General features: G+C 44.6%; 37 protein-coding genes and 1 pseudogene. 33 read left to right on the forward strand and 5 right to left on the reverse strand.

From position 1 onward, the window contains the following. Positions 1-129 precede the first annotated feature (129 nt). The 5 genes from rlmKL (at position 130) to rmf (ending at position 6,569) form a co-directional block, all read left to right on the forward strand. On the forward strand, positions 130-2,253 hold the full coding sequence (rlmKL, locus tag AACR11_RS11560; protein WP_029788435.1) for a bifunctional 23S rRNA (guanine(2069)-N(7))-methyltransferase RlmK/23S rRNA (guanine(2445)-N(2))-methyltransferase RlmL: 2,124 nt from the start codon (positions 130-132) through the stop codon (positions 2,251-2,253). Between the two features lie 18 nt (positions 2,254-2,271). After that, a complete protein-coding gene (locus tag AACR11_RS11565) occupies positions 2,272-2,523 on the forward strand; it encodes a glutaredoxin family protein (protein WP_079324741.1) in 252 nt (83 codons plus the stop codon). Then, a complete protein-coding gene (locus tag AACR11_RS11570; RefSeq protein WP_017818127.1) occupies positions 2,501-4,420 on the forward strand; it encodes an ABC transporter ATP-binding protein in 1,920 nt (639 codons plus the stop codon). The genes AACR11_RS11565 and AACR11_RS11570 overlap by 23 nt, the downstream gene beginning before the upstream one ends. Positions 4,421-4,427: 7 nt before the next feature. Further along, a complete protein-coding gene (locus tag AACR11_RS11575; protein ID WP_079324743.1) occupies positions 4,428-6,224 on the forward strand; it encodes a DUF3466 family protein in 1,797 nt (598 codons plus the stop codon). 171 nt (positions 6,225-6,395) lie between these two features. Continuing rightward, on the forward strand, positions 6,396-6,569 hold the full coding sequence (rmf, locus tag AACR11_RS11580) for a ribosome modulation factor (protein ID WP_005446820.1): 174 nt from the start codon (positions 6,396-6,398) through the stop codon (positions 6,567-6,569). A gap of 171 nt (positions 6,570-6,740) precedes the next feature. On the opposite strand, the gene fabA is transcribed toward rmf, so the two are convergent. Both fabA and AACR11_RS11590 read right to left on the reverse strand, forming a co-directional pair. Beyond that, the gene (fabA, locus tag AACR11_RS11585; RefSeq protein WP_005390081.1) at positions 6,741-7,259 is read right to left on the reverse strand and encodes a bifunctional 3-hydroxydecanoyl-ACP dehydratase/trans-2-decenoyl-ACP isomerase; all 519 of its coding nucleotides are present in this window, start codon (positions 7,257-7,259) and stop codon (positions 6,741-6,743) included. 70 nt (positions 7,260-7,329) lie between these two features. Then, positions 7,330-8,970, reverse strand: a complete 1,641-nt coding sequence (locus tag AACR11_RS11590; protein WP_029788438.1) for a S16 family serine protease — start codon at positions 8,968-8,970, stop codon at positions 7,330-7,332. A gap of 211 nt (positions 8,971-9,181) precedes the next feature. Here AACR11_RS11590 and matP point away from each other — a divergent pair, with 211 nt between their 5' ends. From matP to AACR11_RS11610, 4 genes are all read left to right on the forward strand, one after another. Next, positions 9,182-9,631 carry a macrodomain Ter protein MatP gene (matP, locus tag AACR11_RS11595; RefSeq protein WP_005446823.1) on the forward strand — a complete coding sequence of 150 codons (450 nt, stop codon included), beginning with the start codon at positions 9,182-9,184 and terminating at the stop codon, positions 9,629-9,631. A 10-nt stretch (positions 9,632-9,641) separates the two neighbouring features. After that, entirely contained in the window at positions 9,642-9,953 is a 312-nt protein-coding gene (locus AACR11_RS11600; RefSeq protein ID WP_005446826.1) for a DUF3634 family protein, read from the forward strand. 114 nt (positions 9,954-10,067) lie between these two features. Next, positions 10,068-10,391 carry a hypothetical protein gene (locus AACR11_RS11605; RefSeq protein WP_079324745.1) on the forward strand — a complete coding sequence of 108 codons (324 nt, stop codon included), beginning with the start codon at positions 10,068-10,070 and terminating at the stop codon, positions 10,389-10,391. Positions 10,392-10,522: 131 nt separating this feature from the next. Then, positions 10,523-11,737, forward strand: a complete 1,215-nt coding sequence (locus tag AACR11_RS11610; protein ID WP_009697843.1) for an HDOD domain-containing protein — start codon at positions 10,523-10,525, stop codon at positions 11,735-11,737. Positions 11,738-11,856: 119 nt separating this feature from the next. On the opposite strand, the pseudogene AACR11_RS11615 reads toward AACR11_RS11610, so the two are convergent. Both AACR11_RS11615 and AACR11_RS11620 read right to left on the reverse strand, forming a co-directional pair. Next, positions 11,857-12,099: pseudogene (locus tag AACR11_RS11615) on the reverse strand (ISNCY family transposase); the annotation flags it as partial. A 149-nt stretch (positions 12,100-12,248) separates the two neighbouring features. Continuing rightward, entirely contained in the window at positions 12,249-12,515 is a 267-nt protein-coding gene (locus AACR11_RS11620) for a helix-turn-helix domain-containing protein (RefSeq protein ID WP_029788441.1), read from the reverse strand. Between the two features lie 142 nt (positions 12,516-12,657). On the opposite strand from AACR11_RS11620, the gene AACR11_RS11625 reads away from it, so the two are divergent. The 24 genes from AACR11_RS11625 (at position 12,658) to AACR11_RS11740 (ending at position 25,376) form a co-directional block, all read left to right on the forward strand. After that, positions 12,658-12,849 (forward strand): hypothetical protein, encoded by a 192-nt coding sequence (locus AACR11_RS11625; protein ID WP_029788442.1) that lies wholly within the window; start codon positions 12,658-12,660, stop codon positions 12,847-12,849. Further along, positions 12,846-13,112, forward strand: coding sequence for a hypothetical protein (locus AACR11_RS11630; protein WP_029788443.1), 267 nt, complete (start codon positions 12,846-12,848; stop codon positions 13,110-13,112). Before AACR11_RS11625 ends, AACR11_RS11630 begins: the two co-directional genes overlap by 4 nt. Beyond that, on the forward strand, positions 13,109-13,483 hold the full coding sequence (locus AACR11_RS11635) for a hypothetical protein (RefSeq protein ID WP_029788444.1): 375 nt from the start codon (positions 13,109-13,111) through the stop codon (positions 13,481-13,483). The genes AACR11_RS11630 and AACR11_RS11635 overlap by 4 nt, the downstream gene beginning before the upstream one ends. Positions 13,484-13,522: 39 nt before the next feature. Continuing rightward, positions 13,523-15,307, forward strand: a complete 1,785-nt coding sequence (locus tag AACR11_RS11640) for a replication endonuclease (RefSeq protein WP_029788445.1) — start codon at positions 13,523-13,525, stop codon at positions 15,305-15,307. 55 nt (positions 15,308-15,362) lie between these two features. Continuing rightward, entirely contained in the window at positions 15,363-15,521 is a 159-nt protein-coding gene (locus tag AACR11_RS11645) for a hypothetical protein (protein ID WP_009697820.1), read from the forward strand. Then, complete coding sequence (locus AACR11_RS11650; protein ID WP_029788446.1) at positions 15,522-15,833, forward strand: hypothetical protein; 312 nt, start codon at positions 15,522-15,524, stop codon at positions 15,831-15,833. Continuing rightward, positions 15,826-16,359 carry a hypothetical protein gene (locus tag AACR11_RS11655; protein ID WP_029788447.1) on the forward strand — a complete coding sequence of 178 codons (534 nt, stop codon included), beginning with the start codon at positions 15,826-15,828 and terminating at the stop codon, positions 16,357-16,359. Before AACR11_RS11650 ends, AACR11_RS11655 begins: the two co-directional genes overlap by 8 nt. Then, positions 16,349-16,798: a hypothetical protein gene (locus AACR11_RS11660; RefSeq protein ID WP_029788448.1), complete on the forward strand. Its 450-nt coding sequence runs from the start codon at positions 16,349-16,351 to the stop codon at positions 16,796-16,798. The genes AACR11_RS11655 and AACR11_RS11660 overlap by 11 nt, the downstream gene beginning before the upstream one ends. Then, on the forward strand, positions 16,770-17,528 hold the full coding sequence (locus AACR11_RS11665; RefSeq protein ID WP_029788449.1) for a hypothetical protein: 759 nt from the start codon (positions 16,770-16,772) through the stop codon (positions 17,526-17,528). Before AACR11_RS11660 ends, AACR11_RS11665 begins: the two co-directional genes overlap by 29 nt. A 123-nt stretch (positions 17,529-17,651) precedes the next feature. Next, on the forward strand, positions 17,652-17,780 hold the full coding sequence (locus AACR11_RS11670) for a hypothetical protein (protein WP_005455307.1): 129 nt from the start codon (positions 17,652-17,654) through the stop codon (positions 17,778-17,780). Then, complete coding sequence (locus AACR11_RS11675; RefSeq protein ID WP_009697815.1) at positions 17,780-18,607, forward strand: major capsid protein P2; 828 nt, start codon at positions 17,780-17,782, stop codon at positions 18,605-18,607. The genes AACR11_RS11670 and AACR11_RS11675 overlap by 1 nt, the downstream gene beginning before the upstream one ends. 10 nt (positions 18,608-18,617) lie before the next feature. Further along, positions 18,618-18,926 (forward strand): hypothetical protein, encoded by a 309-nt coding sequence (locus tag AACR11_RS11680; protein ID WP_009700337.1) that lies wholly within the window; start codon positions 18,618-18,620, stop codon positions 18,924-18,926. Further along, the gene (locus AACR11_RS11685; RefSeq protein WP_009697813.1) at positions 18,926-19,069 is read left to right on the forward strand and encodes a hypothetical protein; all 144 of its coding nucleotides are present in this window, start codon (positions 18,926-18,928) and stop codon (positions 19,067-19,069) included. The genes AACR11_RS11680 and AACR11_RS11685 overlap by 1 nt, the downstream gene beginning before the upstream one ends. Further along, complete coding sequence (locus AACR11_RS11690; protein ID WP_009697812.1) at positions 19,066-19,266, forward strand: hypothetical protein; 201 nt, start codon at positions 19,066-19,068, stop codon at positions 19,264-19,266. Before AACR11_RS11685 ends, AACR11_RS11690 begins: the two co-directional genes overlap by 4 nt. Continuing rightward, the gene (locus tag AACR11_RS11695; RefSeq protein ID WP_029788450.1) at positions 19,251-19,637 is read left to right on the forward strand and encodes a hypothetical protein; all 387 of its coding nucleotides are present in this window, start codon (positions 19,251-19,253) and stop codon (positions 19,635-19,637) included. The genes AACR11_RS11690 and AACR11_RS11695 overlap by 16 nt, the downstream gene beginning before the upstream one ends. Next, positions 19,638-20,132 carry a hypothetical protein gene (locus AACR11_RS11700; protein WP_029788451.1) on the forward strand — a complete coding sequence of 165 codons (495 nt, stop codon included), beginning with the start codon at positions 19,638-19,640 and terminating at the stop codon, positions 20,130-20,132. After that, positions 20,129-20,830 (forward strand): hypothetical protein, encoded by a 702-nt coding sequence (locus AACR11_RS11705; protein ID WP_029788452.1) that lies wholly within the window; start codon positions 20,129-20,131, stop codon positions 20,828-20,830. Before AACR11_RS11700 ends, AACR11_RS11705 begins: the two co-directional genes overlap by 4 nt. A 4-nt stretch (positions 20,831-20,834) precedes the next feature. Next, positions 20,835-21,917, forward strand: a complete 1,083-nt coding sequence (locus AACR11_RS11710; RefSeq protein ID WP_029788453.1) for a hypothetical protein — start codon at positions 20,835-20,837, stop codon at positions 21,915-21,917. A gap of 2 nt (positions 21,918-21,919) precedes the next feature. After that, entirely contained in the window at positions 21,920-22,384 is a 465-nt protein-coding gene (locus AACR11_RS11715) for a hypothetical protein (protein WP_029788454.1), read from the forward strand. 13 nt (positions 22,385-22,397) lie between these two features. After that, positions 22,398-22,625, forward strand: a complete 228-nt coding sequence (locus AACR11_RS11720; RefSeq protein ID WP_029788455.1) for a hypothetical protein — start codon at positions 22,398-22,400, stop codon at positions 22,623-22,625. Further along, on the forward strand, positions 22,606-22,791 hold the full coding sequence (locus tag AACR11_RS11725) for a hypothetical protein (protein WP_029788456.1): 186 nt from the start codon (positions 22,606-22,608) through the stop codon (positions 22,789-22,791). The genes AACR11_RS11720 and AACR11_RS11725 overlap by 20 nt, the downstream gene beginning before the upstream one ends. A 271-nt stretch (positions 22,792-23,062) precedes the next feature. After that, on the forward strand, positions 23,063-23,965 hold the full coding sequence (locus AACR11_RS11730) for a KAP family P-loop NTPase fold protein (protein WP_079324747.1): 903 nt from the start codon (positions 23,063-23,065) through the stop codon (positions 23,963-23,965). A 35-nt stretch (positions 23,966-24,000) separates the two neighbouring features. Further along, the gene (locus AACR11_RS11735; RefSeq protein ID WP_079324749.1) at positions 24,001-24,561 is read left to right on the forward strand and encodes a hypothetical protein; all 561 of its coding nucleotides are present in this window, start codon (positions 24,001-24,003) and stop codon (positions 24,559-24,561) included. A gap of 5 nt (positions 24,562-24,566) precedes the next feature. Next, positions 24,567-25,376 carry a hypothetical protein gene (locus tag AACR11_RS11740; RefSeq protein ID WP_079324751.1) on the forward strand — a complete coding sequence of 270 codons (810 nt, stop codon included), beginning with the start codon at positions 24,567-24,569 and terminating at the stop codon, positions 25,374-25,376. Here the strand turns inward: AACR11_RS11740 and AACR11_RS11745 are convergent. Next, positions 25,373-25,801 carry a phage protein gene (locus AACR11_RS11745; protein WP_029788459.1) on the reverse strand — a complete coding sequence of 143 codons (429 nt, stop codon included), beginning with the start codon at positions 25,799-25,801 and terminating at the stop codon, positions 25,373-25,375. The two genes, AACR11_RS11740 and AACR11_RS11745, sit on opposite strands and share 4 nt — an antisense overlap. Between the last annotated feature and the right edge of the window lie 294 nt (positions 25,802-26,095).

Below are 26,095 nucleotides of genomic sequence, written 5' to 3' on the forward strand. Positions count from 1 at the left end.
GTGTTTTGATTTTCAACAGATGAGATTGGCGACTGTTTGAGCTAATAAAGTAAAAATGCCTTTAAAAACGAGGCATTGATCGTAAAGTCAGGTATAATCAAAGCCATTTTTTATCGACGAAAGAACACTATGAATCAATATCTCGCGGTAACTTCAAACGGCATGGAAAACTTGCTTGTTGAAGAACTGACTAAACTAGGCATTGAAAACGCCAAACCAGTACAGGCAGGCGTTAAATTTAAGGCGACGAATGAACAGATTTACCGTTGCTGTTTGTGGAGCCGCTTGGCGTCTCGATTTGTACGTGTTTTATCGGAATTTACCTGTAACGACGACATGGACCTTTACCTGTCGACGTCTTCCATTAACTGGGTAAACCAGTTCCATAGTTCAAAGCGCTTTGTGGTCGACTTCAATGGTACGAACCGTGAAATCCGCAACAGCCAATACGGTGCAATGAAAGTAAAAGACGGCATCGTAGATTGCTTTGAGAAAAAAGGACTTCCTCGTCCAAACATTAACAAAGAACGCCCTGATATCCGCGTTCATGTTCGTCTGCACAAAGACAAAGCCATTCTTGGTGTGGATATGGTGGGTAGTGGTCTTCATCAACGTGGCTACCGTCCAGAATCAGGTCGAGCTCCATTACGTGAGACGCTTGCAGCAGCAATCGTAATGCGTTGTGGCTGGGATGGTTCACAACCGCTTTTAGACCCAATGTGTGGTTCTGGTACGTTGCTGATTGAAGCAGCGATGATGGCAGCCAATATGGCACCAGGCGTTAAGCGCAAACAGTGGGGCTTTGAAGCGCTAGAAGATTTTGAACCAGAGCTTTGGGCAGAGATTAAATCAGAGGCAAATGTACAAGCTCGACGCGGTGTCAAAAAAGTTGACGCTAAGTTTTTCGGCTTCGATAACGACCCGAAAGTATTGAAGGTTGCACGAGACAACGCTCGTAGAGCTGGTGTTGAAGAGTTGATTGAATTTGCACAAGGCGATGCAGCAACCATTACTCGTCCGGCTGGTTTCGAATCTGGCGTTATCGTTTCTAACCCGCCTTATGGTGAGCGTCTTGGCACTGAACCTGGTCTGATCGCGCTATACACAGCATTTGGTGGTCAGCTAAAAGCAGAATTTGGCGGTTGTAAAGCGTCTATCTTCTCAAGTTCAGACGAGCTACTAAGTTGTCTTCGTATGCGTGCGGACAAACAGTTCAAATTGAACAATGGTGCGTTACCTTGTCACCAAAAGAACTACAGCATTGCAGAGCGCAGCATTGATGAAGTGAAAGGCGCGGACACTAATGTTCAAATTGCACCAGACTTCTCAAACCGTTTGAAGAAAAACATTGGCAAGATTGGTAAGTGGGCTCGTAAAGAGAAACTTGACTGTTACCGTATCTACGATGCGGATCTTCCTGAATACAATGTAGCGATCGACGTGTACGGCGATCAAATTGTGATTCAAGAATACGCAGCACCTAAGAATATCCCTGAAGAAAAAGCCAAGCGCCGTCTAACGGACATCATCCGTGCAACGATTCAGGTAACAGGTGTAGAAGCGAATAACGTAGTACTTAAAGTTCGTGAGAAGCAAAAGGGTCGTAGCCAGTACCAAAAATTAGGTCAAGTTTCAGAGACGCTTGAAGTGAACGAGTACGGAGTGAAGCTGATCGTAAACCTTCATGACTACCTAGACACGGGCTTGTTCTTGGATCATAAGATAACTCGTCGTCGTCTTGGCGAAATGGCACAGGGTAAAGATTTCCTTAACTTGTTTGCTTACACTGGCAGTGCAACAGTGCACGCTGCAGTTGGTGGAGCGCGTTCTACAACTACGGTAGATATGTCTAACACGTACCTCAACTGGGCGAAAGACAACATGCAGCTAAACGGTTGTGTTGGTCGCCAGCATCGTTTTGAGCAAGCTGACTGTCTCCAGTGGCTTGAGAACGCCAAAGGTGAATACGATCTTATCTTTATTGACCCACCGACGTTCTCTAACTCTAAACGCATGGAAACGTCGTTCGATGTGCAACGTGACCACATTAAGCTAATGACGAACCTTAAGCGTCTGTTGCGTGCTGGCGGTACGATTGTTTTCTCGAACAACAAACGTCACTTCAAGATGGACGAAGCAGGGCTTGCAGAACTGGGCTTAAAAGCGCAGAACATTTCTTCTCAAACTCTGCCATTGGATTTTTCTCGTAACAAACAGATTCACAACTGCTGGTTGGTTACTCACGCAGAATAGGGACCGAACAGTAAAAGGATGTTTAACGTGCTAACGCTTTACAGCACTGAAGGATGCCATCTCTGCGAGATGGCGTTTGACCTCGTTAGTCAGATTGGTCTCGCCGAACAAACACACATCGTCGACATAGCGTTCGACGATGCTCTCTTTTCTCGTTACGGCGTAACAATTCCCGTATTAAAATATCAAGATTCTGAGTTGAACTGGCCGTTTGACTTAGAAAAACTCAAACATTGGTTGGATAATAATGGCATTACTTACCATTCATAACGCACAACTTGCATTTGGCGACCACCCATTACTAGACAAAGCAGAGTTCGCTCTTCAAGAAAATGAACGCGTTTGTTTAGTTGGTCGCAACGGTGCAGGTAAGTCTACGTTAATGAAAGTGCTTGCTGGCGACATTTTGTTGGACGATGGCAAGATTCAAATCACCCAAGACGTCGTTGTTTCTCGACTTGAACAAGATCCACCACGCAATCAAGAAGGCACAGTTTACGAATACGTATCTGGTGGTTTAGCTGAAATCGGTGAGCAGTTGAAGATCTATCATGATCTTCTCGATCTTGTCGCTCAGGACCCAAGTGAAAAGAACATTAATCGTCTTGCTAAGATTCAAGAACAGTTGGATCACCTTAACGCTTGGCGCTTTGATGATCGTGTTAAGAATGTACTTGGCGCGCTAAAGCTAAGCCCTGAAACCAAACTGACTGATCTATCGGGTGGTTGGCAACGTAAAGCCGCTCTCGCTCGGGCACTTGTTTGTGACCCTGATGTATTGCTTCTTGATGAGCCAACTAACCACCTTGATGTAACGACCATCGAATGGTTAGAGAACTTTCTAAAGGACTTCAAAGGCTCGATCATCTTCATTTCCCACGACCGTGCATTCATCAAATCGATGGCGACACGCATTGTTGACCTCGATCGCGGACAACTCGCTTCTTTCCCTGGTGATTATGACCAATACTTAAATGACAAAGAAGAGATGCTTCGTGTCGAAGAAATGCAAAATGCAGAGTTCGACAAAAAGCTAGCTCAGGAAGAAGTGTGGATTCGCCAAGGCATTAAAGCACGCCGTACACGCAACGAAGGTCGTGTTCGTGCCCTTAAAAAGCTTCGTGAAGAACGTCGTGACAGACGTGAGGTTCAAGGTAAAGTTAACCTTAACATCGACGATGCTTCGCGCTCAGGTAAGATCGTATTTGAAGCTGAGAATGTCTCTTTTGCTTTTGAAGGCAAAAAAATCGTTGATAACTTTAGCTTCAACATTATGCGTGGTGATCGAATCGCACTGATTGGTCCTAACGGCTGTGGTAAAAGTACCGTTCTCAAGTTGCTATTAGGGCAATTATCAGCGCAAGGTGGTCGTCTTCATTGTGGAACAAAGCTCGAAGTGGCTTACTTCGATCAGTACCGCGAAATTCTTGATCCTGAAAAGACGGTTATTGATAACTTAGCAGATGGTAAGCAAGAAGTGATGGTTGGAGGGCGTCAGCGTCACGCATTGAGCTACCTACAAGATTTCTTGTTTGCACCAAAACGTGCTCGCACGCCAGTAAAAGCCTTGTCTGGAGGCGAAAAAAACCGTTTGTTGCTGGCTCGTATCTTGTTGAAACCTAACAACTTGCTTATTCTTGACGAACCTACCAACGATTTGGACATCGAAACGTTGGAACTTTTAGAAGAAATGCTTGCCAATTATCAGGGTACGTTACTGTTAGTGAGCCACGACCGTGAGTTCGTAGACAATACGGTGACGACCAGTTGGATTTTTGAAGGTAACGGCATAATCGAAGAGTTTGTTGGTGGTTACCACGACGCAAAACAGCAGCGTGATCAAGTTCTTGCTTCGCGCAGTCAGGTTGAAAAAGCAGCGAAGAAAGAGAAAGTGGTTGAGGAAACTCCCAAAACTACGCAACCTAAGAACAATTCGAAGAAGTTATCGTATAAGCTGCAAAGAGAATTAGAGGCTCTTCCAGCTAAACTAGAACAATTAGAGGCGGATATTGAGACTCTACAAGAACAAGTGAACGACCCAGAGTTCTTCACTAAACCTGTAGAACAGACTCAACCGGTATTGGAACAGCTCGCTGCGGTAGAGCAGGAGTTGGAAATCGCGTTCGAGAGATGGGAAGAACTCGAAGCAATGCAACAGGATAGTTAAGAATTCGATGAATTGTAGTAACAAATTCAAATTAACCGCCATCGCTATGATGGTGGGTACGGCAATGAATGCTAATGCAGCCCTGTATCAAGTCCTTGAAGTTGATCCTCAGATTAATGGAAATAGTGTTGATACAGAAACAGCTCGAACATCATACGGAGTTGCAATTCAACAAGGCGACGTTCCGTATGCGCTTGGTTGTTTTGATGAAGGAGCTAAATCCGGCTGTAAACCGGTAAATTCCCCCGAGTCTGAACATTTCAAACTAGCGCTTGAAACACGAGTAACCCCAATCTCAACAGGGCAAGAAGTCGACGGTGTTAGCTACCGCGAAGAAGTGCCATTTGCTTTGGATTCTGGTTTCTATTACGTACAAGAGTATGACGATTTTGAAAGATACTGTTTCAACGAACGTCGTTACTCAACGTGTGAATCTTGGGCATCCGTGCATTGGACTCCGTGGAATAAAGAAGCATTTACCAGAGACTTTACTTCAAACGCGCTTGCGTATGTCGAGGGAAATACCGCCAATACAATCGATTCTGCAGCGTATACCAATAAGTACAACAATGTCATCAACAGTCTGACTGCTGAAGGGAAGCCTGTAGGCAATCAAAGTGTTATCAGTACAACCGATCCAACTGTTTTAGAAACAAGAAATACGGTTGTTGCACCAGGAACTAGTCCTAACTTTGACACAAGCGACGCAGTTCCAAAGCTTCTAGAAAGCAGGGCTTGGAAAACAAATGGAACATTTACTGTAGGTAGCGTTTCGAGATTTGCCAACAATGATAATGGCGACCACTCTACGTCTAAAGCTGCCATTTGGGACTCGACAGGCTCTACCTTCGAGTTAAATTGGCCAAGTGGACAAGCTCAAGAAGATGAACGCTTGGCGCAAGGTAGCATGCGAGATCTTGTTGTAAAAGATTCAACTGTTTATGGTGTTGGGTACAACACCTATGACAGTGACAACAACTACATGAACGCAACAGTCTTCGTAGGAACGTTGGCAAAAGAAGGCTCAGTCGTTGATTCTACATGGGTAAATAAAGAAGTTGATGGTGCCCAACAAAGAATCAGTGGTGATACGGTTCATACCAACTCACGTCTAACTGACGTAAATGCAAATTTTGTTGCGATTGGTGAAGCCAAACGTTCGGGGGCTTACTTAATGCCAACAGGGTCTGCACCAAATCGTCTCTTTGTTGTTGACGATGTGACTAAGAGCTCAGTAAGTGCCTTCTACCCAACTTCTGGTATATTCTTTAGCGGTGCTGGCGGTCAAATGGGTGGCATCAGCTCATACAATGAGATTGTTGGTCAATTAGACGCTGAGAAGACTCGTGAAGAAGAGGGTAAACCTCGCCGTAAACGTGGATTTATCTATCCATATGCTCAAGGTGGAACAGTTAGTGAGCGTGCTAAAGAAATCTTCGATGGCAAAGCATGGTTCCTCGACGATCTCACCAACGGTGCAAACGATCAGAGCGCAAGCGCCAGAGATATTTCTGACAGCAACAACGAGTTCCGTATCATTAGCGCTTCAGATATCAACGATGCCGGCGTTATCTCAGCGACAGCAATGAAGTGTGCAGGCGGTTATGACACAACAGCTCACAACTCTTTCTGTAGTAACGGTGAAGAGAAAATCGTTGCTGTTAAGCTTAAGCCGATTCCAGGTGCAACTAAAGCTAATATTCAACCACGCAGTGTTGAAGAGGAAGCTGCGGAACGCCAAGGCGCTGGTCTAGGATGGCTGGCTTTGACCATGCTGGGTCTATTCGGGTTCCGTAGAAAATAGTCAGTAATTTTTAAATCAAGCAGAGGCTCACAGAAATGAGCCTCTGCTTTTTTTATGCCTTGAGAAAATGCGCAATTTGATCGATTCTTGTAGATGGAGTCATAAAAACTCCATCAAAGTTTCACAATAACAGTAGTACGTTTGTAAATGGACCTGTATGAGGAATTAACTATGAAGAGACAAAAGCGTGATCGCCTAGAACGAGCTCAATCTCAAGGCTATAAAGCTGGGTTGAATGGAAGGTCTCAAGAGGCTTGCCCATATCAACAAATTGATGCTCGGTCGTATTGGTTAGGTGGTTGGCGTGATGCCAGAGATGAAAGACAATCTGGTCTCTACAAATAAACTCTCCACATACAAACAGAAGGATTTGAAAGGGCTCGTTAAGAGCCTTTTCTGCGTTTAAAGCGGATGTTTTTAAATGTAGCAATTTACGCGTGTGTCTAAACTAAATGCCATAAGATAAAGAAAAGGCTCCTTTGATAGGAGCCTTGATAAATACTTCAGAGTAGGAGATTAGAAGCTTGAAGTGTCTTGGAACAAACCCACTTTCAGATCTTTTGCTACGTAGATTTCTTTACCATCTACACATACACGACCATCAGCTAGACCCATTACTAATTTGCGGTTAACAACGCGCTTCATGTGGATCTCGTACGTTACTTTTTTCGCTGTTGGTAGGATTTGACCCGTAAACTTCACTTCGCCAACACCCAGAGCTCGACCTTTGCCTTTACCGCCAACCCAGCCTAGGAAGAAACCAACAAGCTGCCACATAGCATCAAGACCAAGACAACCAGGCATTACTGGGTCACCAGGGAAGTGACAGTCAAAAAACCAAAGATCTGGAGTAATGTCCAATTCTGCGAGGATCAAACCTTTACCAAAATCGCCTTCAGTCTCAGACATTTTAGTAACACGATCCATCATTAGCATGTTTGGCGCAGGAAGCTGAGGGTAACCTGGTCCAAATAGCTCACCTTGGCTAGAAGCGAGAAGATCGTCACGGTTGTAAGAATCACGTTTGTTTTGCATTATCAATTACTCCAATTTTTGATAGCTGCATCTTAGTGAACACGTGTACGCTAAACAACTCCGATCAGTACTAGACAAACCAGTTTTTGATGCGCTCCACAATTCCTTCTGGATGCTCATGTCTTTCAAAGTTTTCAATACGTTCGGCAATTTTACCAATGATGCTGTCTTCTTCACCGCGAAATGGTTTAGACATAAGAATGGGAATCGCTTCATCAACAGTAGAAACTGACCAAATATGGAACTCACCATTCTTAATGCTTTCTATGACATCTTTATGTAACGCGAGATGTTTTAGGTTAGATTTAGGCATAATCACACCTTGCTCTCCCGTAAAGCCTTGGTGTTTACATACTTGGTAGAAGCCCTCAATCTTTTCATTCAAGCCTCCAACGGCTTGCACGCGACCAAATTGATCCACTGCACCAGTAACCGCGATCTGTTGATTTACTGGAGATTCTGACAAGGCACTCACCAAACAACATAGCTCTGCTAAGGAGGCACTGTCTCCGTCGACTTCGCTGTATGATTGCTCGAATACAATCGAAGCGGAGTATGGTAGTGGTTCATCAAGATTCAGTGCTGAACTCACAAACGCTTGCATGATCATCATGCCCTTAGCATGTAGGTTGCCGCCAAGTTCTGCTTTGCGTTCGACGTCTGAAATATCACCATCACCAAAGTGAATAACACAAGAAATACGCGCAGGTTCCCCATAGGAGACAGGGTGTCCGGCCATATCAATCACTGTAAGACCATTAATTTGCCCAACCTGTTCGCCGGTCGTCTCAATGATCACTTGTCCATCAAGAATATCGTCCACAGCACGTTGTGGTAGGTAAGATTCACGGTAATATTTATCATCAATAGCACGATCAATATCGTCAAACTCGATACTCGATGAGTTTGAATACTGGCCAGCAAGACCTAACAGCTGGTTGTGCCACAGTACACCGAGAGGCAGATAGTGTTGATCTTCTGTATAGCGCATGCCGGCAAGAATTAATCTTCGGAAGGCTTCGTTACTCAATGCAGGGTGTTGGTATTCATGGCAAATCCAATTGACCAAACCAACGTATTTACTTAGGTTTTCTTGAGATAAGTGGATATCTTCTTCAACCTCAGTATACATCGTCAGACCTGTAGAAAAGTCTTCATCGACATATTCGATTTCCGCTAACTGGTTTCGATCGCCTGTAATGATCAGCTTTACATCGTAGTCTTGTGGTGCAAAAGGCGATGACGCAATTCGATTTGGTGTAAGGTTAATCGGAGCAAAGCTTCCACCTTGAACTGCTGCTTTAATGCTTGGCCAGCGCGCAGCGTTTGCAAGCACTAAGTTGGCAGGAACAACAAGATAACCGCCATCTGCTTTAGACAGTAAGCCAGACTCAAATGTCGTTTGACCATCTTGATTCACGCTGTAACGATCAAATAACTCTTTGGCATCGAGTGACTCAACTGTCACAACAGGCGCTGACGACTTATTCTTCAATACTTCGCTGACGAAACCACGATAAAGCGCATTATCAGTGCAATTCACTAATAAAATACGGGTTAATCCTCGAACACGAGTAAATCGGTCAATGGTCGCCTCAAGCCTAGGCTGAAGATCAATAAAGGGCTTAATCGGTAGAGAAGTGGCTTTACTTAAAATCTCTTCGTACTGCTCGAAAGAAGGGGTGACATCTTGCCAGTTAACTTGGTTCATTCAAATTCATCATAATTTAGTCTTGCAAGCATTATAGCGAAACGACGATCAACTCCCTAGCGACAATTTGACCAATCCAAAAATTCTGCAAATTCAGTTGATTAAACCTTCGACAAATGAGTGATCAACATCGATACTTTTATGAGTTTTAATTGCCGAATCTGCACACTTGGGTTACGCTGTCACCATAAGTGTATTGAGGGTCAGAAGGATGAAATATCAACAGCTTGAAAATTTAGAATGTGGTTGGAAATGGAAGTATCTCATCAAAAAGTGGAAGGATGGTGAAGCCGTTACCCGATACATCGATACGAGCGAAGCCGATGCCGCAATTGCCGAACTTCGTAAACTTGAGCATGAGCCAACCCAAGTTCTTACTTGGATTGAAAACCACATGTCAGAAGAGCTTGATAATAAGCTGAAGCAAGCGATCCGTGCTAAGCGTAAACGTCACTTCAATGCAGAACAAGTCCACACGAAGAAAAAGTCCATCGATCTAGATTATCGAGTGTGGGAAAAACTCTCCAATCGAGCGAACGAGCTAGGTTGTACGTTATCCGATGCTATTGAGTATTTGTTATCAGAGGCATCTCGAAGTGAAAAAGCCAGTATGAAGGTATCGTCGCTGAAAGAAGACTTGAGTAAATTGCTTTCTAGCTAAGGAGTATCAAATGCTTTACGTAATATTGATTGCTGCTGTTGTCATTTTTTGGCTTATCGCCGTAGATAGACCTGTCCTAAAAGTTAAGTTTGAACAAGGGCAAATATCGAAGGTGAAAGGTCACATACCGCCTTCTTTTAAACACAACCTGCAAGACATCGCTGAGCATTCTCCGTTTGATGGCGAAATGAAAGTCTATAACCAACGTACAGGTATGCGCTTAACCTTTTCCAAAGACGTGCCGAAAAAAGTTCAACAACGCATTAGAAACGTTTTTCCTCACCAAGGCTTTAAGTCGACCAAAGGTAAAAAGCGAGCTTAAGAAAACTATCAATTACTTATTCGTGTTAAACGGGACGCATTTAATGTGTCCCATTTTTATATTAGCAAAGTCAGTGAGTTAGAGTTTCACTTTTACGAATCGAAAGGGAACATTATGCGATACACTGTCACGTTTTTGTGCTTTTTATTTGGAATTTCTGTTGCTATAGCTGACGACTCAGAAATCAATCCTGTAGCGAAAAAAATCAAAGCGGAGCTGCAGAAGAAAACTGATAGAGCATTTGATGGTTACCACGGATATTGTGACTTGATGATTGAAATGGAACACAAAGGCAAGAATGCAACGATCAAGAGAGTTAAAGGAAATGGTGATAAACGCGTATGTCAGTTCACCAAATCAAATGTGAAAATTGGCAAACGTTATCGTTATAAATTCTCTGAAAAGTATATACGACTACACATAACAACGGGCAATTAGCATTCACTAATAATATTTCGATAATTAGCATTCATTTATAAGTGGAATTAATATCACATTCCATTTACTGCGTGTGTCTTTATAGATAAACTTGCCGACAGGAAAATAAAAACAACGTTAGGAATATCAGTTTGTTGCTCACGCAAAAAAATTACACACCAGAAGCAATGGACATCGCGGTCAAAGTATCGAAAGAAGTCGAACTTAGACATGCCAAGTGGCTAGCTAGTATGAACCACCAAGTGGATCAGTCACAAGTGGATAAGCTCCTCAGTTTACAGGGGCGTTATTGTGACGATGTGATCTTTAGTGAAGAAGACAGAATCACGCGCAACCAAAGAATACTTCTCATGTGCGAACAAGAGCGAGTAAAAGAAAAACGCCAAATCGTGGAAGACAAGCAGAAAACACTGCAAAAAGTCATCAGCGATGTATCGAAAGTCGCCGATCGAATGTTAATGAAGAAGCTTGAAACGCTTCCAATTGATAAATTATCGAGCAATATACCCGCATTTGAGTTATTCGCATCGTTTGCCTATTCTCCATCTCTAAGCTTTTCAAAACTGACAGACTTGGCTAACAATAGCCATCAGCTAAGCTCAACGATTATAGATCTGATTGAGAACTCAAGACTGCGTGAGCGAGGGAGTGCGGCTAAAACTAGTTCAGATGCAAGAGTCGCGATTGGGCGCCTTGGAATTGAAAATTGCCGTAAGCTATTCCCGGTTTTAATGGCGCGCCCAATGATGAGATGGTCAGATAATAATACTAAAATCCTGACTCCCAAGTTTTGGCAACAATTGGTTTTGACTGCCAACGTCACCAAAATGCGATTGGAATCGGCAGATGTTCAAGATTCCGATTGTGGTGTTTTGATCGGAACGCTTCGTAGCTTAGGTAGCATCGTATTGATTAATCACTTCACAGATACGTTTGAAGACGCACTCATTGAAGTCATGCTGAACTATAGAAAAACGAACAGGAAAGATGAGTATTATGCCTGTGCCGATGTCCGACCAAATTCCGCTTTCTTGCCTAAAGTCATTGTCGATATGGAAGCTCTGGTGACTAAAAGACTTTTAGAAAACTTTCACTGGTCGAAGAATGTAGAACATATAAAAGTTGCTGTTCTTGAAGACATCGAAAGCAAACCCATCTTAGAGCGCAGTGTCTATGGAGCAGCTTTAGCGCAGGCTAGGGCATATGCAATCTATGATAACTTATCGAGAAGTGAAGTGTTTGCAGAAAAGCACAAACCATTTTGGTTTGCTAACGTCCAGATATCAGGGGAAGCATTGTCATCAATTAGAATGAGTGCTCCAGGAAAGATGACTCTTATGATGTAAAAGAGTCACAGTGTCACAAAAAAACTCAAAGCGACTGTAACAAGTCGCTTTTTTAATGTCATAAGAAAATGAATAAACAAGTGACACCTCAGTATTGTTGAAGAACACAAGGTTACGACGTCACTAATGCTTAACTGTAAGTTCATCAAACGTCCAGTCACATCATCGATAAAGACTAATAGACAGCATTTGTCAGATCGTCCTTCAAACCAATCGTGGTAAGAGCCATCAATTTGAACGAGCTCGCCTAAACAATCACGTCGGTAGCGAGGTTGGTAAACTTTAGGCTTGCGTTGCGAATGCGGTGTCCATAAACCATCTGCAATCATCCAACTTCGCAAGGTCTCGTTAGATACTGGAAGACTATGAACTTAAACGCATCCTTAGCTGGTTGTAAGCAAAGCTTAGTGACTACGAACTAAAGAGACATTTTAACTTTGGTAAATAGTGACATTACAACTTTGCGCCTACAAAATCAGTGCGCATTATGTATAAAAGGGTTAATCGGGGGTTAGGCTGGCGTGCGTGACTGTAAGGCATTGATTAGGCGAGGGTTTACGGTCTTTTCATCAAGCAAACCGTACACAACATCTTGATCATCGAGTTCTAACAAATCGGCGATTTTAAACGCCAATTCCCAATCAAGAACACTGCGCCCATTGCGGTAGTTGCTAATTCTACTAGTGCCAACATCCAAAAGTTTAGCCAACTGATAGTCAGAGGTAAGCTCTAACTGGGTTTTCAGTTGGTCTAAAAGCACATTTGTATAATTAGTCATGTTCCCGCATCCCTTCGCTGTATTGTTAAATTTTAGTGGATAGTATTGCGTCTTTCATTACCGCAAGCGACTTGCGCGGCTAAAAAGATTTCCTTAACGTTATTTTTGAGACAGGAAATCAATAGCTTGCGGAGGCTAAAACATGGAACGTATCGTTACCAACCCAATTCACTTACCTTGCCCAGATATGGCAGGGTGCATAAATCCTGACCCAAATAAAACGGCAAACTCGTTGCGTAAAGTTGCAGAGCTTCGCCAAAAATTCGCCGAGCATTTCCCGAAAAAAACTCAAACCTACATTCCAACACGTTTTCGTCAGGGAGTAGTAGCATGAATATTAGTATCTGGAAATCTCGCCGCAACAAAAACCAGCTCGTTGCATCGCAAAGCAACGGAATTCATATCTACTTCGATAGTTTCGAACTAGAAGAAATTGAAGCGTCACTTTGGCTTTACCAAGGCAGTACTTTGGTCGCTTGCTTTGAAGCAAACAGCAATACACTTTCACGCCTTCGTCAAGTGGCGAAACATATGGCAACGTTAGGCGCGCAAAATCATGGTGAACCACTAACTCAAGTTGAGGTGGTTGCATCATGAAACTAGCAAAGCAAGAAACAGTAAAGAATAACTACAAAGGTTTGTCTCAAGCTTATCGTTCGGGCGATATCATCAATATTGCTCGCTACTATGGGAAACTTAGGTTTCTAATCGGTGAGTGTCGAGCTACAAATATAGCCTTCCAGTTAAAGGCAGCAAAGCTAGAGCTTGAGTCTCGCCAGTGGGTTGTAGTTTACCCATCAAGTTTTGGGGCTTTTGCTCATTTGACCACATCAAGATATGGAAAAATGCGCCTTTATCAAGCCATAGAACGCAATAATGCACTTGTTGCCGAGCGCATGAAACTCAAGTCTAAAAAAATCCGCAAGCAAGATGAAGCGCCCCAAGTGGGCGCGGATTCTTCCCTTTAATCAGGGGGATTCGTGGATACAAAAGCCATAGAAATCAAAATGGCGGCTAAGACAGTCGCCAATGATGCCATTCATCAAAACACTTTTACTCGTCGATTTTTCCCACGTTTGCCCGCTATCGTTCGCAACGATGTAAGGCGCAAAGTGGAAGCAAGAACCCAGCGTAAAAACGCCACAAAAGAGAACGTTCGAAAGACGGCAAGTGATGCCGTTAAGTTTGGCTTGAAGTGTGCTAAGCACATTGAGAACCGCTTTTCCTTTGTGGACTGTCGCAAAGGGGCACGTAGTGAGCCTCTAACCCATAACATTCTGATGCGTGACGACGCGCTCACCAAGTTTGCGGAGAAGTACGCAGATAAGTGTGCCGATATTTTATCGACACTAGATGCCGAGAGTTACGCCTCATTCAGTGATGCCTTAACCGCTGTTTACACTGAACAAAAGGCTCTGTTAAACACGATTCACCTGAAAACGCCTTATGTAAATTTCAATACTGACGATGAGGAAGCGCTTGAGCAGATGCTCACGGCGGCAGTCCTTAAAATGCAGTCAGATAAGTGGGTTGAACGTCGTTTGCTTCGCTTACGTGGTGATTACATCGAGTATGCGCAAATCGCGTTAAGCCGTGTTGGTGACAAAGGACACCAAAGCAAATACGTATCTGAGATTTCATTTGGCAACTGGAAGCGTAAGCAGCGCGAATCCGAGCAGTACATGAAATCAATGAGTGTCTACAACGAGGAAACGGGCGAGCACTTTGCATTGGAAGACGTAGCAAAGCGCACAATCGCCAATCCAGAGAATCGCCGCATTGAAATGATGGTGCGTTCACGTGGGTTTGAGGAACTGGCTGAGGAACTCGAATACACGGCGCTGTTTATCACTTGGACACTACCAAGCCGCTATCACCGCAATTCACCAAAATGGGATGGAGCAAGCGTTAAAGATGGTCACGCCGAACTTATGCGCCAATGGTCAATTGCTCGTGCAAAGCTGGCAAAAGCCGAGGTGAATTACTTTGGTTTTCGTGTAGCCGAACCACACAAAGACGCAACCAGCCACGCACACTATTTCTTGTTTTGTTCGCCAAAGGACAAGGCGACCATCACCAACGTATTGCGTGGTGAAGCCATTAACCCAGACCGCGAAGAACTTGGAACAGATACATCACCACGCTTTGACGTGAAAGAAGCTGACCCAAGCAAGGGCGGTGCAACGGCTTACATCGCTAAGTACGTATCGAAGAACATCAACGGCAAACACATGCCAGAAACCGAAGCCGAGGAAAGCGCATTTAAAGTGCGCGCTTGGGCGTCGGTGCACCGTATTCGTCAGTTTCAACAATTTGGTGGCGAACCTGTTTCATTGTGGCGCAGTTTGCGCAGAGCAACACCTGAACAAACCCAAAAAGATGAGCAGCTAGAAGAACTGAGACAAGCGGCAGATTCATCGAAATGGGCACTGTTTTGCAAGTTGGCAAGCGGTGCAAAGCTTGCCTACAAAGAAAACAAAAATGACTACGGCGAAGCTATCAAAAAAATCGTTGGTTTTGAGTGGTTTGGTCAAGTGATTGAAACTGCCAGCGAGTGCTATTCGCTCGTAAAAACGAAAGACGTAAAGCATCTTTTAAAAAGTCGCGGAGCGACGTCTTGGAGCACTGAAAATAACTGTAACTCCCCACTCATTACTGAGTTAAGGAAGCTCACCGGATGGAGCTTTGAAGGAGTGAAATGCCTATTAGAACCTTTGCAAAATGGTTCTACGGTCGCCATCGACCAATATTGCTCAATCAAATTACAAAACAACACATTACGACTCATTTAGCCCGTTTGGGCACTTGCTTGCGAAACGATTTCAGCAAACTAGGAAAGGAAACCCAATGAGCAACATCGACAAAATCACCGATGAAATGGAAAAGGAAGTAAAGCGCAGCAAGGGAGGCGTGTTTTGGCGTCTTTTGCTGGTCTGGATGAAAGAAGTAAACAAACAAATCCAGAAAAAACCTGATACCGATGAACTACCAGCGGAGGCTAACTAAATGAAAATGCTATCTCTTAACGAATGTAATCAAGCAATTGCGGCACTGGATGCTGCCGACAAACTTAACGCCAGTGTTGAAAAAGAACTGAGCCAGTTTAAAGACATGGACACCAACGCGATTATCAAACGTGCCAGCAAGATGCTTATGACGGGTAACTTTACACTTGAAGCGTTTGGCTTAAATCCGGCGTTATTCGCCCATATCGAGCAGCTAACCAAGCTAAACAATGTGGCGCGTGAAAAGTACCGCGCTTGTGTCGAAGCCAACATTGAGCAGCTTTCTGATGTTGAGGCGGTCGCCGATGAGTAAACACCCAAACCCAATTCGTGGGCACGTTTCGTGCCCAGTTTGTAGTAGTCACGCCACCGTTCACCGAGTGGGTGAAGGTAAGCTGATTGCCGAAGGTGAACCAACCAAAAACGGGCGTAATTTAGGACTGCTTTATTACAAGTGTCCAAGCTGTGGCAACAGCCCAATGAGTAAAAGCATTAACTCATTTGTGGAATCCAACATGGTTGAATCGGTAGACCAACTGAACACGCCAGAATCGAGTGACACCGTCACTAATGAGAGTGATATTTCAACGGTTGAGCCAGTGGTTGAAGCCGTTGAAAGCACTGACACAACTAGTTTAGAGCAAAATGAAGTGGCAACGGTTGAAGCGCAAGAAAGTGAACCCCCAATGCCCGTTAAAAAGCGTGTCTTTCCGGTTAAAAAGGTATTGGCTGGGCTGGCAATTGTCGCGCTTTTGCTTTGGGCAGTGCGCCAACTGATACCAACCAAGAAATCAACCGACGAATCAAGCGAACAGGGAGAGCCAATCAATGCAGGGTGAACTTGAAAACCAACCGGAACACGATGATTGGGGCGACTTTTCAGCGGTTATCAGTGGACTAGAAGAAACCGAAACCAACGCTGTGATTGATGCGCCAACCGAAGCCGCTAACGAAGAAAAGCCAGCGGGTGAAATGTTCGAAGGGGCGCTGTCGGTGCTGTTTACCATTGCCGAACAAGCAACCAGCATCATTTCCGGTGTGGACTTCGAATTCGATGAGAAAGGCAAAGCAGCGGTGATTGAAGCGGCTTTACCAGTGCTTGAAAAGCATGGTGACACGGTCACGTCCATGTTCGGTAATTACATGGAAGAAGCCGTGCTGGGTCTGGCAGTGCTGTCTTTGGTTTACAGCGCGAAAAAGACCATGACGCACCAAAAGGAACTACTAGCCATAGAGGAGAAAAAACAGCGTGAGCAAAAAGAAAAAGATGCCGCTTAAGTTCCCTAATCCGGTTAACTCAAACCCGTCGCATGATGCAGAGCATGTGATTTATGTGGCGGGTACTGGTGGGGGTAAAACCTCCGCTGTTAAGCACTTGGGTTTAGTACCAAAAGCCGCGCAAGCGGTTTTTTTTGACCCATACCGAAACTATGCGGGTGCGAAGTATCGCGGGCAAATGTGCCTTGAAACCTCATCGCGTGTCGCGTTCGTTAAAGCCTTAGTGCTGGCGCGTAAACGTGGCAAGTCGTTCAAGCTGGCGTACGTTCCAAGGGAGGGTGCGTGTGGTGATGAATTGGAGTTTTTCAGCGCTGCGGTGTGGGCGGTCGGTAATGGTGACGCTGACCGCTTGCATGTGGTGATTGAAGAACTCGCTAGTTGTGTGGAGACGTCCGGCAAACTCAAAGGCAAAGCGGGCGAACTGTGGCGTGGTGGTCGTCAATATGGTCTGGTGCTGCATTCAATATTCCAGCGTGGGCAGGAAGTGCCGAAAACCGTCACCGAGCAATCACCCGTTTGGTGGATTGGCGCGGTTAACTCGATGGCTGACGCTCGTTGGCTTGCTGACAAAAAGGGCTTGTGTGTCGATACGCTGGCAGGGCTGAAATCTGCTAAGAATAACAAAGCCGCCATAGGCAAACCCATTGCCGAATATTTATTGGTTCGTGAAGGTATTGGCAACGTCGAAAAGTCCTCGTTTAACTGCCTGACGGGTAAGATTCACGGCTAATTTCAACGCTCATTCAACCTATAGGTTAACCACTTAACCTATAGGTTGCTCCAACTTCCCAGCCTTTCAAATTCCTTGTTTCATGAAATCACTTTTTAACCGTGTGCAACCGAAAGGAACAACATGAAACAGCAACATAAAAACCTATTGATGGCGCTCATCATCACGCTAATCGTGATTGCGGCTATCAACAACATCAGCGTACTAACGCCAGTGCGTGAAACCCTAAACGGCGACAAAGGATGGTTCTAATGGAAGCGTTAAAACAGCCTTTTAACCCACGCCCTCGTGAGCTTGACCCAGTCGAAGGTGTGAACTGGGGCAACCAAGCCACATTGCGCTTGGTATCGGGTCCAACGTACCAAAACATTGAACTGGTCACAGACATTAACGACCCAGCAGACATTGAGCGCATCACTGTGAAAGTGAACGGTCGCGAAATCGTTAATGTGACAGCGCAAGATCTTATCGACCTACAAGAGCACAAAAAAGAGTACGTGCAACAAGGTCGTTACGTGCTCAACTTCTCTGATTTGTCGATGCGCACCAAACTGGGTATCCGTACAGGTGAGCTAGTGACTCTACAAGGCGAAATCTGGTTTATGTACATCCAGTTAAAAGCCAAGTCTGGTCAGCCTGCGCCGATGATTCGCGCTCGTGCTCATACAACGGCGGCGCAATCTCAGCGTATCTACATGCCTCGCATCTACTCACAAACTTGGTACGCAGCATCAAGCGGTCGTACACCGTTTGACTTTGCCGAGCGTAGCGCGTCGCTGTCACTTAAACGTGTCCACCTGAAAGACTCAACGATTGAGCGTGTTCGTGTTCTGCGTGATGAGCGCGAAGAACTGAACGTTAACAAAGCGGACAACGCGTTTGATTTGGCATCAGCGGGTCGTGAGCAAAATGCGGGCTTCTTCTCGATGGACTTTACACGCTGCGGCTTTGGTAGCGAAGCGCGTTTGCCTACGGCAGCCATGAAGCAACTGGCGTTCGAAGTCGAAAAGACACAAGCGGGCAGTATTCCGGTACTGATTGAAGCCATCGAACAAGTGTCTGTGCCTACAGCGCAGTAAGGGGGGCGTTATGGTGATGGCGCAGGAAACATGGGGCGGTATTTGGGATGGCGTGTTAGAGACGGGCGGCGAATTGCTGACTGACGTGACCGACATTGGCAAAGACTGGCTAGGCATCAAGCTGCAAAACGAAGCGCAGCGCGTGGAATCTAGCAACCCCGATGAACAGCGCAAGCACAATAACGACTACCAACAACCCACTGGGGAACCTGTGTCTACCTCCGCATTTGCGGGGGTAAACATGACTTACGTTGCCATGGGTGCGGTGCTCTTACTGGTGCTGTTGTTAGTGGTGTTCGCCACTAAGGGGAAGAAGTAATGCCTTTTATTCCTTACCTGATAGCAGGTGCGGTGGGCGTATGGGCTGGCATCAAGTTAACGGGCGGTTTTGACCGTATTGGCTTGGTGCTGGGCTTACTTCTGGTGTGTTACATCCTTTATAAGCGGGGCTTCAAATTATGATGGGTTTCCCACTTTCTAACTCAGGTTCGATGCCAATCAGCGCGGGCGCTTCTGCCAGCAGTGAAGCAACCGGACAATCCAGCGGCAACCTATCAATGGGCAACATCAGCATGGGCGGTAGTGGTATCGACCGTGTGACCTTGATTGCCATTGTGTTCGCGTTATTGGCGGGGCTGTGGCTATGGAAAAAGAAGTAATTCAAGTCATGACGCACTCAGCGCGAGCGCTTGGCGAACTTAAGCCAGCGTTTCGCGCCGTACCGAATGAATACAAAGAGCTGTGCAAAGCCGTCAAAGACGGGCGCGTGTCTTTGTATCGATTAACCAGTGACAAGTGCAATTTACTGATTGCGGGCGAACGTGATGGTGAAAGCTATTACCTATGGGCAGTGGTTGGACAGGGATTGGCAGCGGGTATCAAGCAACTGTGTAAAACCGTGAAAGCGGCGGGCATCCGTTCACTGGTTGCAGATACTGCCTTTGAAGGTGTGGCGCGTTTGGTTCGTCGCCTTGGCGTTACGGAAAAACAAGACGGCGATTTTATTCGCCTCGATTTGGAGGGCTTTTAAATGGGACGTTCCAAGTCTAAATCGACCAATACCAGTAACACCACCAATACCAGCGGTCAAAATGCCATTGAGGGCGATAACCTTGGCGTGGCAATTTCGGGTGTGAACAACTCGACGCTTAACGCCACTATGACCGACCATGGCGCTGTGAATGCAGCGCTAGAACTTGGCGGCGAAATGGTGGAAAGCCATGAACGTATTACGCTCGAAGTCATGGACACCAACCGCGACATAGCAGAAACCGCCATTGATGAAGTGGCGGACTTTGCTGGGGCGTCACTGAAAACCTACGCCTCAACCAACAGCGAAAACCTCAACATGCTGGCAGGGATGGCGGGCAGTCAGGCTGCGCAGAACTCGAAAAACCTCGAATCTATGATGGAGCTTGCCAAGTTCAACAAAGACGGCGGGCAAGTTGAAACCAGCAAGATGATGTTGGCACTCGCGATTGTGTTGGTGTTGATGCTTGGCTTTGTGATGGTGAAGAAAAAATGAATACACATCTAATCGCGGGACAACAAATCCCGCTTACTCCAGACGGCAATTGGCTGTATTTGAAAGCGGCACAAGGTGAAATCGACGTTTATCGAGAGGTTACAGGCGAGCGCGTGACGCTTGCCAAATCCTCGGTGTTTAACGTGGGTGAAGGTCAGCAGCTAGGACGCTTACTCATCTCAAGTCGTACCGACAACGAGATTGAAATTCAGTTTGGCTTTGGCACGTTCACGCCGCCAATGGAAGGGCAAAGCGTGGTGATTCAGGCGCTGCCAAGTGTGGAAATTCAATCACTGCCACCCATGCAGATTGCGGAAAATCAGCAAATCGCACTAGCACCAAACCAGAAATTGGCACCACTGACTATCGAGTCTATGCCGCCTTTAAGTCAGGCAGATAAGTTTGATGTGCGCGTGGTGAGCTCAACTGCGGTGCGTATTTCTGCCGCGCAAGTGGTACGCGTAGCCGAAGAAGCCAGCAGCGAGTTAATCACCGAAGCGGTGAGCAGTTTTCCTCACAACATTGCACAAAACAACGACCGCAAAGCCATGACCATCAAAGCATCTAAGACTAATGCGCAATCAGTGTTTATCGATGCCTTTGAACTGGAAGCGGGCGAACGAATCGAGATTGCCAGCAAAGCCGCCATGACGTTAACGGGCGCAGCGGGTGACACCGTCACACTAATGGAGATTTAACAGCATGGGAACAGTACGCGAGAACATGCCAAACGGCAGTCCACGCAACAAAATCGAATACTTGGCAGATTGCATTGACGATGCCAAGGCAAACGCGGGCAACGGTGGAGCCGTGACGGTTCGTCCTGCCAATCTACTTAAAAACGCCGCATTCCTTGGGGTTCATGACCAAAGCATGGGCAACCGCTGGGCGTCTAATATGGGTTATAGACAAGCGGACAGTATGAACGCTTATACCAGTACCGGAATGCCAGCCGCGCCATTTTGGGGCGTGGAGTGCATCACCAATTCCAACAAAATGCCTGTTTGGGGTACGTATGAAGTGTCCAACGATGCCCAGCTGAATCCCGATGATGTGGATTTCACCGAGTTAATGGGTGGCTTTGCGGCGGCTTGGGGTAATGGTGCAAAACAAGTGGTGTTTCAAGTGTTTGACCCACAACGTCCGTATCTCATCAACCACAGTGGTTTAGAGGGCAATGACTACCGTTGTTATCTGCGCTTTATCAGCGGCGGAGCAAATGACCAAATTCGCTTTGGCGTGGTAGCGCTCAATCGTAATGGCAAGGCAACCAGCATCATTGCCAGCAAAACCATTCAAGAAACCGAAGTCCTTAAGCATCGTGAAGAATGGCTCAGTATTCCACGCCACAGCATGAACCCAGCCGTTGATGGTCAACGTTATGCGTTTTTTGTTGAGCGTTTAGAGCACACCGATAACGGCTACACCGTGCTAACGGGTGCGGGCGTCTATTGGGGCAAAGAAGGTGAACGCCCAGAGCTGGCGAACACAGAACAAAGTGACCAGGGCGGCTTTTACACTTTACCCGTGAATGTCCCAGCAAGCGGTGACTTTAGTTTTGACTTACCGAGCTTTCCAATGCGTTACGAGCCAGAGCAGCACTTGATATTCGCGATTACTGACGCCGACTCGCGTCGCGCCGTGTTAGAAAGTCGCCCATGTTCGTTTGCGGTATCAGGAAACACCGTGACGGTATCAGGTGCCAGCGGCAACTTTACCGCGCCGTGCAAGCTGGAAGTGTATTACAGCCAGTGCGCAAACATCGGCTTTTATCAGATGGTGTAAGTATGCCGCTACTGATTATCGCCATTGTCATTCTAGGGATAGGAGCTTTTACCATGACAACCACTTCAAGCGTTCGCGGGATACGCATCAACAACCCGTTAAACATTCGCATCGCGGGAAACCCGTGGAAAGGCAAGGTTACGCCGTCACGAGATAACGCATTCGAAACCTTTAAAGCACCGGAATGGGGTTTTCGTGCTGGGGCTATCTTGCTGCGCAATTACCAGCAGCGGCACGAGCTGTTCACGCTCAGTGAAATCATTCACCGATTCGCGCCACCAAGCGAGAACAAAACCCACAACTATGCGCAGTTCGTCGCGGGTCGTGTTGGCGTTGGCATGGATGAGCGCATTGATTTAGTCAACAACACGCCACTATTGGTCGAAGTCCTGCATGCCATGAGCATCATGGAAGTGGGTCGCCATTACAACAAAGACACCGTGATTAAAGGTGTGAATCTGATTTAGGGAGAAATCAACCATGTTTGAACGTTCAACATTAAAAGGCTTGGCGTTATTGGGTTCGGTCGTCGCTGCAGCGACAGGTTACGGGCATTTATTCAGCGTCGAAATCACCGAAACGGGCGTAAACCTTGGCGGTGCGATTGGTTTGGCAATTCCGGCGGTTATCGGTGTTTATGAAGCGCTGCCGGACAGCTGGAAACCAACCAAAAGTGTAGGGGGCTTGGATGGAAACAGCCCTAGTTAACGCCTTATCCGGTCTGGGCTTTTCGTCGGAATCGCTTGTGATGTTTGCGCTTATGGGGATGAATCTGAAATACCAGATTGCTATCAACAAGCAACTGACCAAAGGACTTCAAGACGTACGCGAAAGCGTGTTGGTTCTAAAAGCCTCACGTAACGTTGATAGCTAAAGGCTTAAAACGTGCGACAGACTTCGAACCCAGACTAATGACGATTTACACAGCGGGCAGGGAGCCAATACATTTGGCAGGTCGAATGACCTCGACAGGCTTCCAATTCGTTTTCATCAACGTCCACCAAAATCAAGAAGCCTACAGAAAAGCCGAACCTTAGCGATGGGGTTCGGCTTTTTCATTTATTAACCAAATATCATAGGCGCACGTATATGAGCGAGTGGAAAATACCCATATAATCAGAAAGGTAACTATCTTAGTGGTATAAATGATGACAGACGTACTTAGAGCTTCGAAGTTTAGCGAATGGAAGGAAGATTTTAACTGGGACACATGCCTTACTGGCAGAGAAAAGTATGGTAACTTCTTGGTTTCAATTTTGACTTCAGAAACAAATGGCCACGTGATCAACCTCAATGGTGCGTGGGGTACTGGAAAAACTGAACTGTTAAAAAGGCTATATGTATCCATCGCCAAAAAGCAACATCCGGTTATATACATCAATGCTTGGGAAAGTGATTTTATCAACGACCCGTTGAGTGTTATCTGCGCAGAGTTTTTAAACCAGTTAGGGTACCTTTTGGCAAATAGTCGCCCTAAAAAAGAGCTTGTCGACATAAATGAAGCACTAAATAAATTAATGGGTAGCATTTCAAAGGTAGCGTATATATTTAAGTTATCATCTCTTGGTTACAAAGCAGTTACTGGAGACGCAACTTTAAATGAAGAATTTGATTTCTCTCAGACTTTGCTTGATTTAACGACGCAACAAAATAGTAGCTCAATGAGTCTGGAAAATTATAACAAATCCATTATTTCTTCAATGCTTGGAAATCAAATAGACTTAGTTGAAGGAATGAAAGAAATAAGAATACAAATAACTTCGATATCTCATATATTATGTGACATCTATGGATGCAATTCACCTATAATCATTCTAGTTGATGAACTAGATAGATGCCGACCAGATTACGCAATAAAGACCCTTGAAGTAATAAAACATTTCTTTGACGTGGATGGATGCAATTTTCTAATAGCATCTGATACAGAGTCTTTACAAGAATCCATTAAATGTATTTATGGACAAGGTTTCGATTCAGAGAGATACCTTCGGAGGTTTTTCAATCAAAAAATAGCATTAAAAAACCATCCTTATACAACTATTTATTAAAAAAAGGAATAGACTTTGATGGCATGTGCCCTAATATGACACTAACGCCATACTCTAACGATAATGAGCGAAAGATAAAGTTATTATCTGAAATGCTCAACAATGATAAATTTGAGCTAAGAGATATTGAGAGGTTCATTCAAAAATTAACAGCTTGCATAGGTTATATATCAAAATTTAATGTTAAGAATGCAAAATTCATCAATTTTTGCGTTCTTGCATACGGCATATATGAGCATGAGAAAAACGTTAATATATTCAAAGAAAGAACCAATAAGATGAGTTCCCATGGTATCCATTGTAATGGATATATTTCGAATGGGATGTCTGTTTCAAATTTCATTACGATTCACTTTAAAATGGTGACTCTAGCAAATTCAAGTAAAAGATATAATTTAGATGGGGGTTGGGGCAGTTGTTCCTATCAAACGGAAATGCTTACTGTTGAGTCTCAAGACCTTCAAACTCGTGATTGGCGGCGTGAAGATTTGATTGAGTGCGAACGTCTAATTCAAAATTACCGTAATGCACCAAACAGCTTCTTATTATGGGAAGATTATCAGAAACTTATTGGTCTAACTGATGCTATCGAATAGTAAAAATGAAAATTAAAAAAAGCTCAAAAGAAAAACAAAAACTATCTATCTCGCTGCATTTTCATTTCATTAAATCCGCTATAAAGCATAAAGCAACAAAAAAAATGAGTGAAGGTGGTGATAGTATAATATTTATTTTTTTCATTGCTTCATTATTTGTTGCAATAAAAGAATCCAACGCAGAACCGTTAATGAACATCGAATTCATTAACAGTTTATTTTCTAAGAGTGATAATGGTAGCGATATATATTTCACAATTTCAACTGGATATATAACAGGTTTTTTTGTTTGGTTCTTAGATTCTTATATTCCTAGGAAAGCGAGGCATCACAGGGTAACGTCTGCTTTAAGAATAGAGCATATAGAACTCATTGTTGTTTCAAGCAATTTAATAAAAAGCTTAGAAATACAAACAGAACGAGAAGGTTTCTTTAAAAAATACAATCACATGAATTCATTGGACATGTTGGCATTTCTTCTCATAAACGAAGCAATCAAAAAAGATAAAGATTTCAATTGCTACAGCATAATTATGGATGAATTCAAAAAAAGCAAAGAAAAATTATTAAGAATTATTGATAAAATTTGTGCTTATCAAGACTTCCTAACAATTAACGAAATTAAAGCGATAACAGAGATGAAAGCGTCTGTTTATGAATTGGATATTTTACTTGACACTATTGACACATCAGAACAAAAGTTACAAGAAATTTTCTGGAAGATAGGCATAATAGGTATGTCCACGCTAGAAATCACAAAAAACACGCAAACTAAGCTCCTTTCCTCGTCTTATTTAAGCGAAATAAGAGCCTAATATTTACGGCTTTTAGTGGGTATCCAATCGGCGGCTTTCATTCGATGGCCGCCACGAAACGGTAAGACGTTTTCTTTTGCAGGATAGACCTTAGGTTGGTCTATGTGTCCAAACTTTTCGACAAGCTGGCGGTGCTCATCACGCCAGAACACAAAACTTTCCAATTCTTTCGGGCTGAACTCACGACCAGACGGCGTGATGATGATGGCGCGTTTCTCACACACACGAAAGCCAGACCAACGCAAATCATTAGGTAAGTAACCAAGCGACTTAATCAACATGAGTTTTTCTGCCATTGGATTGATTGGAACCGTACCATCAAGCCAACGAGTAATCGTCGGTTTGGACACGTGAAAATATTCAGCGCCTTGCTTGATGGATTTAAACTCTCGCCAAAAGAGTGTGCGGAATGACTCGTGAAACATGACAACGCTCGCATATTGGATAACTGACTAAAATTATTTTTCTTGTTGTTTTTGCCGATACAGAACGCTTCATAATGTGGCGGTCGGGGATTTCGGCGTTTTTCGTAGATTGCACAAAACAATCGTTAGGAATAGTACAAGTAACTTGAGTTATGGAAACTCACAAAATTAAAAATTACAGCTTGGTTATCAGACACTTATGAAACGCTTAATCAAATAGTTAGCCTTTGTTAACAACCGACCCTTTTGTCAATCCCCGATAGAAATGTCCTCTTTTCTCCCCATTAGAAATGT

Origin of the sequence: Vibrio sp. L85 (assembly GCF_963871815.1) — a bacterium.
Classification (GTDB): Bacteria; Pseudomonadota; Gammaproteobacteria; order Enterobacterales; family Vibrionaceae; genus Vibrio; species Vibrio harveyi.

Bases quoted from the DNA above. Each gene is read 5' to 3' on its own strand.
- rlmKL (WP_029788435.1), top strand. From the start codon at position 130: ATGAATCAATATCTCGCGGTAACTTCAAACGGCATGGAAAACTTGCTT.
- AACR11_RS11565 (WP_079324741.1), top strand. From the start codon at position 2,272: ATGTTTAACGTGCTAACGCTTTACAGCACTGAAGGATGCCATCTCTGC.
- AACR11_RS11570 (WP_017818127.1), top strand. From the start codon at position 2,501: ATGGCATTACTTACCATTCATAACGCACAACTTGCATTTGGCGACCAC.
- AACR11_RS11575 (WP_079324743.1), top strand. From the start codon at position 4,428: ATGAATTGTAGTAACAAATTCAAATTAACCGCCATCGCTATGATGGTG.
- rmf (WP_005446820.1), top strand. From the start codon at position 6,396: ATGAAGAGACAAAAGCGTGATCGCCTAGAACGAGCTCAATCTCAAGGC.
- fabA (WP_005390081.1), bottom strand. From the start codon at position 7,259: ATGCAAAACAAACGTGATTCTTACAACCGTGACGATCTTCTCGCTTCT.
- AACR11_RS11590 (WP_029788438.1), bottom strand. From the start codon at position 8,970: ATGAACCAAGTTAACTGGCAAGATGTCACCCCTTCTTTCGAGCAGTAC.
- matP (WP_005446823.1), top strand. From the start codon at position 9,182: ATGAAATATCAACAGCTTGAAAATTTAGAATGTGGTTGGAAATGGAAG.
- AACR11_RS11600 (WP_005446826.1), top strand. From the start codon at position 9,642: ATGCTTTACGTAATATTGATTGCTGCTGTTGTCATTTTTTGGCTTATC.
- AACR11_RS11605 (WP_079324745.1), top strand. From the start codon at position 10,068: ATGCGATACACTGTCACGTTTTTGTGCTTTTTATTTGGAATTTCTGTT.
- AACR11_RS11620 (WP_029788441.1), bottom strand. From the start codon at position 12,515: ATGACTAATTATACAAATGTGCTTTTAGACCAACTGAAAACCCAGTTA.
- AACR11_RS11625 (WP_029788442.1), top strand. From the start codon at position 12,658: ATGGAACGTATCGTTACCAACCCAATTCACTTACCTTGCCCAGATATG.
- AACR11_RS11630 (WP_029788443.1), top strand. From the start codon at position 12,846: ATGAATATTAGTATCTGGAAATCTCGCCGCAACAAAAACCAGCTCGTT.
- AACR11_RS11635 (WP_029788444.1), top strand. From the start codon at position 13,109: ATGAAACTAGCAAAGCAAGAAACAGTAAAGAATAACTACAAAGGTTTG.
- AACR11_RS11640 (WP_029788445.1), top strand. From the start codon at position 13,523: ATGGCGGCTAAGACAGTCGCCAATGATGCCATTCATCAAAACACTTTT.
- AACR11_RS11645 (WP_009697820.1), top strand. From the start codon at position 15,363: ATGAGCAACATCGACAAAATCACCGATGAAATGGAAAAGGAAGTAAAG.
- AACR11_RS11650 (WP_029788446.1), top strand. From the start codon at position 15,522: ATGAAAATGCTATCTCTTAACGAATGTAATCAAGCAATTGCGGCACTG.
- AACR11_RS11655 (WP_029788447.1), top strand. From the start codon at position 15,826: ATGAGTAAACACCCAAACCCAATTCGTGGGCACGTTTCGTGCCCAGTT.
- AACR11_RS11660 (WP_029788448.1), top strand. From the start codon at position 16,349: ATGCAGGGTGAACTTGAAAACCAACCGGAACACGATGATTGGGGCGAC.
- AACR11_RS11670 (WP_005455307.1), top strand. From the start codon at position 17,652: ATGAAACAGCAACATAAAAACCTATTGATGGCGCTCATCATCACGCTA.
- AACR11_RS11675 (WP_009697815.1), top strand. From the start codon at position 17,780: ATGGAAGCGTTAAAACAGCCTTTTAACCCACGCCCTCGTGAGCTTGAC.
- AACR11_RS11680 (WP_009700337.1), top strand. From the start codon at position 18,618: ATGGTGATGGCGCAGGAAACATGGGGCGGTATTTGGGATGGCGTGTTA.
- AACR11_RS11685 (WP_009697813.1), top strand. From the start codon at position 18,926: ATGCCTTTTATTCCTTACCTGATAGCAGGTGCGGTGGGCGTATGGGCT.
- AACR11_RS11690 (WP_009697812.1), top strand. From the start codon at position 19,066: ATGATGGGTTTCCCACTTTCTAACTCAGGTTCGATGCCAATCAGCGCG.
- AACR11_RS11695 (WP_029788450.1), top strand. From the start codon at position 19,251: ATGGAAAAAGAAGTAATTCAAGTCATGACGCACTCAGCGCGAGCGCTT.
- AACR11_RS11700 (WP_029788451.1), top strand. From the start codon at position 19,638: ATGGGACGTTCCAAGTCTAAATCGACCAATACCAGTAACACCACCAAT.
- AACR11_RS11705 (WP_029788452.1), top strand. From the start codon at position 20,129: ATGAATACACATCTAATCGCGGGACAACAAATCCCGCTTACTCCAGAC.
- AACR11_RS11710 (WP_029788453.1), top strand. From the start codon at position 20,835: ATGGGAACAGTACGCGAGAACATGCCAAACGGCAGTCCACGCAACAAA.
- AACR11_RS11715 (WP_029788454.1), top strand. From the start codon at position 21,920: ATGCCGCTACTGATTATCGCCATTGTCATTCTAGGGATAGGAGCTTTT.
- AACR11_RS11720 (WP_029788455.1), top strand. From the start codon at position 22,398: ATGTTTGAACGTTCAACATTAAAAGGCTTGGCGTTATTGGGTTCGGTC.
- AACR11_RS11725 (WP_029788456.1), top strand. From the start codon at position 22,606: ATGGAAACAGCCCTAGTTAACGCCTTATCCGGTCTGGGCTTTTCGTCG.
- AACR11_RS11730 (WP_079324747.1), top strand. From the start codon at position 23,063: ATGATGACAGACGTACTTAGAGCTTCGAAGTTTAGCGAATGGAAGGAA.
- AACR11_RS11735 (WP_079324749.1), top strand. From the start codon at position 24,001: ATGACACTAACGCCATACTCTAACGATAATGAGCGAAAGATAAAGTTA.
- AACR11_RS11740 (WP_079324751.1), top strand. From the start codon at position 24,567: ATGAAAATTAAAAAAAGCTCAAAAGAAAAACAAAAACTATCTATCTCG.
- AACR11_RS11745 (WP_029788459.1), bottom strand. From the start codon at position 25,801: ATGTTTCACGAGTCATTCCGCACACTCTTTTGGCGAGAGTTTAAATCC.